Annotated in this window: 9 protein-coding genes and 6 tRNA genes; 12 read left to right on the top strand and 3 right to left on the bottom strand. The window is 58.7% G+C overall.

Annotated features, from left to right (window positions below; translation table 11 throughout):
• Position 1 precedes the first annotated feature (1 nt).
• From CMG77_RS10445 to CMG77_RS10430, 4 genes are all read left to right on the top strand, one after another.
• A tRNA-Glu gene (locus CMG77_RS10445) sits at positions 2-69 on the top strand.
• 2 nt (positions 70-71) lie between these two features.
• Positions 72-147 (top strand) — tRNA-Gly (locus tag CMG77_RS10440).
• A 50-nt stretch (positions 148-197) separates the two neighbouring features.
• Positions 198-273: transfer RNA gene (locus CMG77_RS10435), tRNA-Glu, on the top strand.
• A 14-nt stretch (positions 274-287) separates the two neighbouring features.
• Positions 288-363: transfer RNA gene (locus tag CMG77_RS10430), tRNA-Gly, on the top strand.
• Positions 364-885: 522 nt separating this feature from the next.
• On the opposite strand, the gene CMG77_RS10425 is transcribed toward CMG77_RS10430, so the two are convergent.
• The gene (locus CMG77_RS10425) at positions 886-1302 is read right to left on the bottom strand and encodes a PA2817 family protein (protein ID WP_024460645.1); all 417 of its coding nucleotides are present in this window, start codon (positions 1300-1302) and stop codon (positions 886-888) included.
• A gap of 63 nt (positions 1303-1365) precedes the next feature.
• On the opposite strand from CMG77_RS10425, the gene CMG77_RS10420 reads away from it, so the two are divergent.
• The 3 genes from CMG77_RS10420 to queF are packed head-to-tail and all read left to right on the top strand — an operon-like array spanning position 1366 to position 3975.
• A complete protein-coding gene (locus tag CMG77_RS10420; RefSeq protein WP_123637748.1) occupies positions 1366-2361 on the top strand; it encodes an ABC transporter ATP-binding protein in 996 nt (331 codons plus the stop codon).
• A complete protein-coding gene (locus CMG77_RS10415) occupies positions 2351-3124 on the top strand; it encodes an ABC transporter permease (RefSeq protein WP_024460643.1) in 774 nt (257 codons plus the stop codon). Before CMG77_RS10420 ends, CMG77_RS10415 begins: the two co-directional genes overlap by 11 nt.
• A gap of 20 nt (positions 3125-3144) precedes the next feature.
• The gene (gene queF / locus CMG77_RS10410; RefSeq protein ID WP_286807202.1) at positions 3145-3975 is read left to right on the top strand and encodes an NADPH-dependent 7-cyano-7-deazaguanine reductase QueF; all 831 of its coding nucleotides are present in this window, start codon (positions 3145-3147) and stop codon (positions 3973-3975) included.
• Between the two features lie 41 nt (positions 3976-4016).
• On the opposite strand, the gene CMG77_RS10405 is transcribed toward queF, so the two are convergent.
• Positions 4017-5408 carry an adenylate/guanylate cyclase domain-containing protein gene (locus tag CMG77_RS10405; RefSeq protein ID WP_024460641.1) on the bottom strand — a complete coding sequence of 464 codons (1392 nt, stop codon included), beginning with the start codon at positions 5406-5408 and terminating at the stop codon, positions 4017-4019.
• 261 nt (positions 5409-5669) lie between these two features.
• On the opposite strand from CMG77_RS10405, the gene CMG77_RS10400 reads away from it, so the two are divergent.
• The 4 genes from CMG77_RS10400 to CMG77_RS10385 all read left to right on the top strand — a co-directional run bounded on the left by CMG77_RS10400 (position 5670) and on the right by CMG77_RS10385 (position 8534).
• Entirely contained in the window at positions 5670-6233 is a 564-nt protein-coding gene (locus CMG77_RS10400) for a nitroreductase family protein (RefSeq protein ID WP_286904379.1), read from the top strand.
• A 70-nt stretch (positions 6234-6303) separates the two neighbouring features.
• Positions 6304-6391 (top strand) — tRNA-Ser (locus CMG77_RS10395).
• A gap of 387 nt (positions 6392-6778) precedes the next feature.
• Positions 6779-6855 (top strand) — tRNA-Arg (locus CMG77_RS10390).
• Between the two features lie 236 nt (positions 6856-7091).
• Positions 7092-8534, top strand: a complete 1443-nt coding sequence (locus CMG77_RS10385; RefSeq protein WP_286904377.1) for a glycoside hydrolase family 28 protein — start codon at positions 7092-7094, stop codon at positions 8532-8534.
• A gap of 44 nt (positions 8535-8578) precedes the next feature.
• Here CMG77_RS10385 and CMG77_RS10380 read toward each other — a convergent pair whose 3' ends face one another.
• The gene (locus CMG77_RS10380; RefSeq protein ID WP_286904375.1) at positions 8579-9007 is read right to left on the bottom strand and encodes an FKBP-type peptidyl-prolyl cis-trans isomerase; all 429 of its coding nucleotides are present in this window, start codon (positions 9005-9007) and stop codon (positions 8579-8581) included.
• Between the two features lie 207 nt (positions 9008-9214).
• Here CMG77_RS10380 and CMG77_RS10375 point away from each other — a divergent pair, with 207 nt between their 5' ends.
• Complete coding sequence (locus CMG77_RS10375; RefSeq protein ID WP_286904374.1) at positions 9215-10126, top strand: EboA domain-containing protein; 912 nt, start codon at positions 9215-9217, stop codon at positions 10124-10126.
• Positions 10127-10146: the final 20 nt, after the last annotated feature.

Below are 10146 nucleotides of genomic sequence, written 5' to 3'. Positions count from 1 at the left end.
TCGTCTAGAGGCCTAGGACACCGCCCTTTCACGGCGGTAACAGGGGTTCGAGTCCCCTAGGGGACGCCATTGCGGGAATAGCTCAGTTGGTAGAGCACAACCTTGCCAAGGTTGGGGTCGCGAGTTCGAGTCTCGTTTCCCGCTCCAGTTTATACAGTGTAAGCGTTTGGCGTCAGCCTGCACTAAAACCAGTTTTAGTCCCCTTCGTCTAGAGGCCTAGGACACCGCCCTTTCACGGCGGTAACAGGGGTTCGAGTCCCCTAGGGGACGCCATTTTACGCAATGTGGCGGGAATAGCTCAGTTGGTAGAGCACAACCTTGCCAAGGTTGGGGTCGCGAGTTCGAGTCTCGTTTCCCGCTCCAAATCTTCAAAGAAAGCTGACTTCGGTCGGCTTTTTTTGTGTCTGGCCGTTGGGCACAGGAATCCGCCCGGGAAACGAGTCTCGTTTCACGAGCCACATTGTGCTGTCCTGCGGACAGCCCCTTCGGGCAGCCTTCGGCTGTGCAAACCGGCTTCCTGCCGGTTTGTCACTCGGCGCATTATGTTGTCCTGCGGACGGCCCCTGCGGGCGGCTTCGCCGTGCCAAAGCGCTCCCGGCGCTTTGGTCCCGCTCCAATGTGCCAAATTCCACCGGCGTGCCCTACATGGCGCCAAATTCCGCGGCGTTCACGGTTTGCGTAGGGCGGGTAAGGCCAAAGGCCGCACCCGCCGTCACTGAGTTGCTACCCCGTGTGTCGGGTTGATCCCGTAGACCCCGTAGGTCGGGTTAGCGCCCAGCGCGTAACCCGACACAAACCGCCGGGCGACCGCCCTCGTTAAAAAGACGGTTACATCCGAATCTGCTAAACTACGCGGCTTCCCGTGCCCGCTGGCACCCTGGCCGACTAATGCAGGCCAAACACCTTGGCCCGTTCGTGCTCATAGGAGAACTCCCGGCCCTCGGCAATGGCTTCGTGGCGGCGTTCGTCCAGAAGCTGGTACTTGGCGATCTCTTCATCCGGCATGTAATGCAGGCAGTCGCCGCCGAAGTACCAGAGCAGGTCTCGGTGGAGCAGGGGCACCAGGTGGCCGTAGGCGGCCACCACCCGGCTCAGGACCTGTTGCCCTCGGTACAGGAAATCCTCGTCCTGGTGGGCTCTGGGGAGCGCTTCCAGGCGGGCCAGAAATTCCAGGTCATCCTCGGGGCAGTCTTCCTCAATAAACGGGGGCTGCTGCTGAGCCTGCTGGATAAAATCGCGCAACAGGCGCAAATGGTAGTCTCGATGCTGTGTTTCCGCGTAATGGTTGAGCTGAGTCGACACGCTAAACTCCCCGGGCGGCGCTGAGTCATCGCCGCCCCCAAATGAATGAGTGAATCCGACATTATGACAGCTGCACTTTCGATTAGAAATCTCTCCAAAGTCTACGGGAGCGGCTTCCATGCCCTGAAGGGCATTTCCATGGAGGTCCAGCCCGGCGACTTTTTCGCGCTGCTGGGGCCCAACGGCGCCGGCAAGTCCACCACTATTGGGATTCTCTGTTCACTGGTCCGCAAGACCGGCGGCGAGGTGGAAATTTTTGGCCATAATATTGATACCCACTTCTCCCGGGCCAAAAAAGAAGTGGGCATCGTGCCCCAGGAATTCAATTTCAGCCAGTTTGAAAAAGTTCAGGATATCGTGCTGCAACAGGGCGGCTTTTACGGCCTGCCCCGGTCGGTCGCCATGGTGCAGACGGAAAAGTACCTGAAGAAACTCGGCCTGTGGGACAAGCGCAATACCCCCGCCCGCATGCTCTCCGGCGGCATGAAGCGCCGGTTGATGATTGCCCGGGCGCTGGTGCACGAGCCCAAGCTGCTGATTCTCGACGAGCCCACCGCCGGGGTGGATATCGAGCTGCGCCGTTCCATGTGGGAGTTCCTGCGGGAAATCAACGCTCAGGGCACCACCATCATCCTGACCACCCACTACTTGGAAGAGGCGGAAAGCCTGTGCCGCCATGTGGCCATTATCGATCAGGGCAAAATCGTCAAGAACACCACCATTCGCAGCCTGTTGAAAGAGCTCAACCGCGAGGTGTTCATTTTCGATTGCGCCAATTCGGTATGGGAAGCGCCACATATCGAGGGCTTCGAAACCCGGCTGCTGGATGAGCACAGCTTTGAGGTGGATCTGGAAAAAGGTCAGTCGTTGAACCGGGTGTTTGACGCGCTGACCGCCCAGGGGCTCGATATTGTCAGTATGCGCAACAAGGCCAACCGCCTGGAGGAACTCTTCGTCGCCATGACCGGCAATGGGGAGCCGGCGGAGTCCGTCACTGAAGAAACCGAAGAGAACACAGCCAGCGAACCAGCGACCGGAGGTGATCGTCGTGGAGTTTAAAGAACAATGGATCGCGTTTACCACCATTCTGCGTAAGGAAATCAAACGCTTCACCCGCATCTGGGTTCAGACCCTGTTGCCCCCGGCCATCACCATGGCACTGTACTTTGTGATTTTCGGCAAGCTGATTGGCAGCCGTATCGGTGAGATGGGTGGCTTCGACTACATCCAGTTTGTGGTGCCCGGACTGATCATGATGGCGGTGCTGACCAACTCTTACTCGAATGTCAGCTCGTCTTTTTTCAGTGCCAAGTTTCAGCGCAGTATTGAAGAGGTGCTGGTCTCGCCCACACCGAACTACGTCATTCTGTTGGGCTATGTGCTCGGTGGCGTGGCCCGTGGGTTGGCGATCGGGGTCATGGTGACCATCCTGTCACTGTTTTTTACCGACCTGCCGATCTACAGCTGGGTCATCACCGTGTCCATCGTGGTGCTCACGGCGGTGCTGTTCGCCCTGGCCGGTTTCATCAATGCGGTGTTCGCCAACACCTTTGATGATATCTCCATCGTGCCGACCTTTGTGCTGACGCCGCTGACCTATCTGGGCGGGGTCTTTTTCTCGATCGATCTGCTCTCGGACTTCTGGCAGGGCGTGGCCCAGCTGAACCCGATTCTGTATATGGTCAACGCCTTCCGCTATGGCATGTTGGGCGTGTCGGACGTCAATATTGGCGTGGCGTTCAGTGGCCTGGTGGTGTGCGTCATGGTGCTGTTTGCCATTGGCATGCACCTGCTTAAAACCGGCAAGCGTCTGCGCGCGTAACTTTTCAGGGTAGGGGCGTTATGAGTGAGCACACATCCAACAGTCATGGACCGCTCGGGCAGCAGACAGCCTACGCATCGAGTTATGACCCCGGGTTGTTGTTTCCCATCGCCCGGGCCGAGACTCGGGCGTCCCTGGGGTTGAGTGAGTCGGCGCTGCCGTTTTACGGCACCGACCTCTGGACCGGCTATGAAGTCTCCTGGCTGGATGAGCGCGGCAAGCCCATCGTCGCCATCGCGCAATTTCGATTGCCGTGCACCAGTCCGAACCTGATTGAGTCCAAATCATTCAAGCTGTATCTGAACTCCTACAATCAAAGCCGCTTTGTCGGACAGGAGCAGGTGCGGGCGCAGATGATCCAGGACTTGAGCGCGGCCGCCGGTGCAGACGTCAGCGTTCAGCTTGAGCCGGTGGCGGACGCTCAACTGCCGATTGCCGAGGCGGGCGGGGAGTGTATCGACGCGCTGCCGGTTACCATCGAGCACTACCACCCGGCGCCCGAGTTGCTTGCCACTGGGGAGGAGTTGGTTGAAGAGCGGCTGCACAGTCATCTGTTGAAGAGCAATTGCCCGGTAACCGGTCAACCGGATTGGGCCACGGTGGAAATTCATTATCGCGGATCAAAAATCGAACGAGAGGGTTTGCTGAAGTACGTGGTATCGTTTCGTGAACATCAGGACTTTCACGAGCACTGCGTTGAGCGGATGTTTGTCGATCTGCAAGCGCGCTGTCAGCCGGAGTTTCTGACGGTTTTCGCGCGCTACACGCGTCGCGGCGGGTTGGATATCAACCCCTGGCGCAGCTCAGCGCAGGGGTCGGCGCCCGATTTTGAGCGTCTGGTGCGACAGTAGGCTGGTGGTGCTCCGGCGGGACCGGGCCCGCCGGAGCAAGGTTATACGATGACTTTATCCTTGAGCTTTTCGGCGGCGGTCTGCAACGCCTTGATCACCTTGGCTTTCTCGTAATTGCGCACCTTCTCCAGATCCAGGTACATGGAGAAGCCTTCGGCGCGATCCTCAAAGAAACTCTGATTTTTACCCAGGTCCTTACGGAACCCGGCCACCTGGTACACCTTCACCGGCTGGCTGAACCCCTTCACCGTGATTTCGCCCTTGTCCTGACACATGACGGCGTCTTTGACCAGCGACCAGGTCTCGTGGGAAATCAGAATTTCATCGGGCTGGGCTGCGGACTCCAGGCGGCTGGCCAGGTTCACGTGAGTGCCCAGCACGGTGTAGTCCAGATGGCTTGAGGTACCGAAGGTACCCACCGTGCAATAGCCGGTGTTCATGCCCATCCGGATCTGCAGGGGCTTTTTGATGCCCTGGTTGTACCACTCCTGCTGCAGGGACTTCATGCGCTTTTTCATGGCGATGGCCATGGACACACAATTCATGCAGTCCTGTTTGACGCCCTTGCTGTTGCTATCACCAAACATGACCATAATGCCGTCACCCATAAACTTGTCGATGGTGCCGCCAAAGTGGGTGATGATTTTCGACATCTCGGTCAGGTAGTGATTGAGCAGCTCCGTAAGCGCCTCGGCTTCCATTTCTTCGGACAGTTGGCTGAAGTTCTTGATGTCCGAGAAGAACACGGTAATGCGCTTGCGCTCCGCCTGTAGCATATGATCCTTGCCCTGATTGATCGCCCGCCACACCGGAGGCGGCAGGTATCGGGACAGTTTATACGAGCGGATCTTGTGCCATTTCTGCTCATTCTCCAGTTTCATCTGGTTCATGATCAGGCGGCGCATTCTCTGATGCATATACAGGGCGTACACCAGAAAGTAGGTGATGATACCGATCAGGCTCGCCGCGCTGATTTCAATGCTGCTACTGAACACCCATTGCGGTTTGTGTACCAGGAAACTGAGCAGGATACCGACGGCAAAGGCCACGTTATCTTCACCCCAGCGCCTCAGTCCGCCGGTGAGAAGGGCGTTGAACTGGATCATGGTCAGAAACAGCGCCAGCGGCAGCAGGCTGAAGTTGGTCAGGCTGAGGACCAGCCCGATCAGCGCCGCATCGGCCCAGGACAAATAGCGGGTTACGCGGCTGAGTTTTTCGCGATCCAGCGTGTGGGTGAAGTGGTAGGTCAGGTAGGTGTACAGCAGCAGAAAAACAATGGTGCCAATATACACGGGCTGGATGGCCGACCATTCAATGTAGGACGCCAGGGTGCCGGCGGCGGCAAAGCAGATCAGTGATCGAAAATAGTATTGGTGAAGCGGCGATTCCGCTTGAGCCTCTTCGGGCTTTTTGTGCGCTGAGTTCTTAGTCATTGTTATCGGGAAACCTTGTATGCTGTCCTGCTCGACGCAATACGCTCGCTAAATAGCGTCTCTGGGGAGCGTGAGGGCGCCGGATGGTTTTCAATCGGCAAGGTCGGTCCTGGAGTCGCGTGTCACTCCCTGAGGGTCCTATTAGACGTTTTTTTACGCGAAAAGTCCACGAACAGCGGTTAACCGCGCCTAAATGGCGCTTAAATCAACCGATGAAGTCGTGTTATCATTCCCGCCCCATTGATTCGACCACAGGCTCCTATGCACGCACTAGACGTATTGCACCAACGGGTTTCCTCGCCCAAATTGACCGAACCGGCGCCCACCGATGTACAGCGCGACGCCATCTACCGCGCCGCCCTGCGCGCCGCCGATCACGGCCTGATGCAGCCCTGGCGCTTTCTGGTAATTGAAGATGAAGGGCTGGATCGACTGGGAGACCTGTTCGTGCAGGCGATGCTCAAGGACACGCCCGACACCCCGGAACCCGATCAACAATCCCTGCGCGCCAAACCACGCCGCGCGCCGTTGATTCTGGTCGCCATTGCCGCCTGCCGGCAGAACCCCAAGGTGCCGCACGTCGAGCAACTGATCTCGGCCGGCGCCGCCGTACAGAACATGCTCAATGCCGCCTTCGCCCAGGGGGTNGGGGCCTTCTGGCGGACCGGGGCCATGACCTACCATCCGGTGGTGAAAGAAGGGCTGGGNGTCGGCGAGCTGGAGCAGATNGTGGGCTTCCTCTACCTGGGAACCCCCGCCAAACCGCCCCAGCCTCCCAAGTCAGTGAATCCAGAGACATTTTTTCACCCCTGGCCGGGCCAATAGCGTTGCGTTTAGTACGCCACTTGTGTACATTACGCACCCTCTGAACGGCAGGTCGTTCAAAGAGTTTTACGGTGAGGTGGCCGAGTGGCTGAAGGCGCACGCCTGGAAAGTGTGTAACGGGAAACCGTTCGAGGGTTCGAATCCCTCCCTCACCGCCATATACGAAANAACCCGGCAANCGCCGGGTTTTTTCGTATATGGCGGTGAGGGATGTCTTGGTTCGAACCCTCCGGTTCGACCAATCGCCTGGAGCGATTGGGACCGCCGCAGGCGCCCGAAGGGCGGGGCACATGGNTGTGNCCCGGTCTATCCCTCCCGTAAAGCAACTCCCCGAGCTTTTGGTATCCCACCCAACTGCAACGGCGGATGCGCCTGCGGCTTATCCGCCCTACGCAGGTTTATACCGCTGTGCTCGGCCGTAGGGCGGATCGGTCCGACGCATCGGAGCGAAGCGCATCCGCCGAAACCCATCTCCAAAAAAACTTTTTCAATCAAACACTTGACGAACCGCCTTNAGATCTCTAATATTCGCCCCCGTTGACGACGCACTCGTAGCTCAGCTGGATAGAGTACTCGGCTACGAACCGAGCGGTCGGAGGTTCGAATCCTCCCGAGTGCGCCACATACAGAAAAACCCCGCTTCGCAAGAAGCGGGGTTTTTTTATGCGTGTTCGGAAGGTAAGAACCTCCCTCTGGTTCGACAGATCGCCAGGCAATCCTCCCGTTTGCNCACTTCTTGAAACTCCCNNCACTTTGTCTCANTATTCCCCTTGGCTCTGCCGACACGAGCAGGGCTTTGATCACGGATGAGTCATAACAACTACTTNTTAAAGTCAATCAACCGACGGGATAGAAAACATGATCGATCTACAGAAACGCGGCAGCCTGAAGGCGCTGGGTCTGTCTTCCTGTGCCNTGGGTTTAATGCCGGTGGCCGGATGCAGCACNACCNCTCCAACTNCCCCNGCCTACGCTGGGCGCGATGAGGCGCTCTGGAAGCAGGCCGACGACATNATCGACAATATCGCNCGAACNGANTTCCCGAACCGGGATTTTCCGGTCACAGAGTTCGGTGGCAAGGGCGATGGGGAAACCGATAATACNGGCCCGATTGCCAAAGCCATTGAGGCCTGTGCCGCCGCTGGCGGTGGCCGGGTGGTGATTCCGGCGGGGCAGTTCAACACCGGGCCGGTGCACCTNAAATCCAACGTCAANCTGCACTTGCAGANAGGTGCCGTGCTGTCTTTCTANACGGACCCGGAACGCTACAAGCCCTANGTGATGACCCGNTGGGAAGGNGTGGAGCTGATGGGGTACTCTCCGCTGATTTACGCCTACGANCAGGAAAANATNGCGGTGACNGGNNAAGGGGTGCTGGAGGGCAATGGCTCCAATACGGTCTGGTGGCCNTGGAAGGGNCGCTGGAGTCGAGCNCAGTGGCCCATTGATCCGGTAGAGGATCAGAAGCACACCCGCACGCCGCTGTTTGAGATGGCCGAGCAGGGGGTTCCGGTCGAGGATCGTGTGTTCGAGGACAACTACCTGCGTCCGCCCTTTGTTCAGCCTTACCGCTGCAAGCGCGTCCTGATTGAAGGGGTGACCATCCGCAACTCCCCCTTCTGGCTGCTCAACCCCGTGCTGTCTGAAGACGTGATTGTGCGCGGTGTGCAATGCGTCAGTCACGGCCCGAACTCCGACGGTTGCGACCCCGAGTCCTGCAACCGCGTGTTGATCGAAAAATGCCTGTTCGATACCGGGGATGACTGCATCGCGCTCAAGTCGGGCAGAAACGCCGATGGCCGCCGTCTGGCCACACCGATCCAGAATATTGTGATTCAGGACTGCCAGATGCGCGCCGGTCACGGTGGGGTGGTGATTGGCAGTGAAATCTCGGGTGGTGCGCGCAATGTGTTTGCCCGTCGCTGTCATATGGACAGCCCGGTGCTGGACCGCGCGGTGCGCATCAAGACCAATTCGGTGCGTGGCGGGCTGATCGAGAATATCGCCATTCGGGATATCGTGATCGGGCAGGTGAAGGATGTCTTCGTGATCAACTTCTATTACGAGGAAGGGGATGCCGGGGATTACCTGCCAGAGGTGAAAGACCTTCATGTCAGCAACATGGTGGTGGAGAATGCCGAGCGGGTGTTCCATTTGCGCGGCTTTGAGCGCGCACCCATCAGCGGGGTGACGTTACACGATGTCACCATCAAGCATGCCGATAAGTTGGGTATTCTGGAAAATGTCTCCTCCATTGAGACCGAGTCAGTAAGCCTTAACGGCGAACCAATCGAGCTTTGAGGTGTGGGCTCCGGCGCGGTGTAAAGCCGCGCTGGAGTAACACGCTAACCAAAAGCCACTTCCATCAGGCGCAGGTCGAAGATCAGCACCGCATTGGGCCCGATTTTGTTGCCCACCCCCTTCTTGCCCCAGGCCAGCTCCGGNGGNACCACGAACTCGTAGCGAGCGCCTTCCTGCATCAGTTGTAACCCNTCCTGAATACCNGCGATGGCTTCCTTCATCCAGAAGGTATCGGGCATTCCCTCCTGATAGGTGTCGCCAATCACCTTGCCGTTGACCAGTTGAATGCGCTGGTTGACCACCACCTTATCGTCCATGGTGGGCGNCANGCCCTGGCCGGGCTCCACCTCCCGGTAGAGCAGTCCGGAATCGGTTTCCTGGACGCCGGGCTTCTGACGAAACTTGTCCATATACTGTTCACTGGCTTTGCGGTTCTGGCCGGAGGAGCCTTTGTTGAGCTTTTTGGAGGGCATAGGCGTGTCGTTCGGGTTGTTAAAAGGCGCAAGCTTTGCCGAAAATGCCCTGAATTGCAATTGTGGGCGTCTGGTTGCCCGCATGGGGTGGGGCGACCGGGCGGGTTAAACGATTCCTTACGATTCTGGGGTTACCTTCTTGGGGTGACTCGATTACCCTTGACCGTTTGCGTATAATCCAGCGTCTAATTATATGATTTATAGGTAGTGGCAGTGGCATCGGAGNATTCAGTACATCAATTATTGCAGGCGTTGTTGGATGAGCATCTGACCGAGTCCGGCCGGGCTTTCTGGGCCAAAGCGCAGGGCCAGGTGNCCGACGGTGCCCAGGGTCAGACCTTTGCCAACCTCCTGGCCATGGCCAGCCGGCACGCCAAACGCCAGCCNCTGGGATTGACCGACACGGAGCTGGCCGCCGCTGAAGGCGCNCTGCCAGGCTGGAGCCCNCGGGCCTGGAANCGGCTCGAGCTGCTGCGCATCAACCTGATTCTGGCGCGCNCCGACCTGGAGCAGGCGAGNTTTGCCGAGGAGTTCGAGGCGCTGTTCCGCTTTGCCGACGAGGGGGAGACCTGTGCGCTCTACCGCAGCCTGCCTCTGCTGCCNCNCGGCGAGCGGTTTACCTGGCGGGCGGCCGAAGCCTGCCGTACCAATATGTTGACGGTNTTTGAAGCCGTTNCCCTGGACTCGCCNTANCCGGTCACCCACTTNGANGATACCGCCTGGCACCAGTTGGTGATCAAGGCGCTGTTTCTGGATTGCCCGCTGTACCGNGTGTCCGGGCTGGATCAGCGGCTCACNCCGGAGCTGACCCGGATGGCGCTGGACTGGGCCGAAGAGCGCCACAGCGCCGGGCGCCANTACCACCTGGGNCTCTGGCTCTGCCTGGGCCCTCATCACCCNGAGCGGGTCCGCCAGCTTCTGGAGCAGCATTGGCCCGAGGCNACNACGNCTGAACAGCAGGCGATGCTGATGGGCGCTGCCCGTGCCGGGCAGACGCAGTGGCTGGCGTCGGTCGAGCCGGCGGACCCGAAAGTGTTACCCTACTGGCAAAACGCGACCGCAGGGCGCTCCGAACAGGCGCAGTTTGCGCCCCTGTTCGCCGAGCTGCCTTCCGCTTGATCAATAACGTACCCGAATAA

It is taken from the genome of Marinimicrobium sp. (genome assembly GCF_002695945.1).
GTDB lineage: Bacteria > Pseudomonadota > Gammaproteobacteria > Pseudomonadales > Cellvibrionaceae > Marinimicrobium > Marinimicrobium koreense.
This window is presented reverse-complemented; position numbering and strand designations above follow the sequence as displayed.

What these genes read in the sequence shown, in the direction of transcription:
- CMG77_RS10420 (WP_123637748.1), top strand. Translation starts at nt 1,366, where the DNA reads ATGACAGCTGCACTTTCGATTAGAAATCTCTCCAAAGTCTACGGGAGC.
- queF (WP_286807202.1), top strand. Translation starts at nt 3,145, where the DNA reads ATGAGTGAGCACACATCCAACAGTCATGGACCGCTCGGGCAGCAGACA.
- CMG77_RS10405 (WP_024460641.1), bottom strand. Translation starts at nt 5,408, where the DNA reads ATGACTAAGAACTCAGCGCACAAAAAGCCCGAAGAGGCTCAAGCGGAA.